Source organism: Halalkalibacter lacteus (genome assembly GCF_036663595.1).
GTDB lineage: Bacteria > Bacillota > Bacilli > Bacillales > Bacillaceae_D > Halalkalibacter > Halalkalibacter lacteus.
Genome location: NZ_JAWRVL010000374.1, coordinates 1 through 247 on the forward strand (window position 1 = coordinate 1; position 247 = coordinate 247).

At 66.4% G+C, this 247-nt stretch carries 1 pseudogene; it reads left to right on the top strand.

The window, feature by feature from the left end:
• Positions 1-208: pseudogene (locus SAZ04_RS22705) on the top strand (deaminase); the annotation flags it as partial.
• Positions 209-247 lie beyond the last annotated feature (39 nt).

Below are 247 nucleotides of genomic sequence, written 5' to 3' on the forward strand. Positions count from 1 at the left end.
CGAGCAGACGCTCTCCCGCGCGCTCGGCATTGCCACCGGCGACGTGCTGCCGCTGAATGATAAAGGCGAGCGCGTGTGGCCGAAAGCGCAGGACGACGCCAGCTTTGTGCTGGTGGATGCCTCCTGCTCCGCCGAGGCCGTGGCGCGCATTTCACCGCGCACCGCGACGTTCCATAAGGGCAACCTTGTCTGGGGCTCGGTGGGTTGAGGTGCATTTCTCCCTCTCCCTGTGGGAGAGGGGTGGGGT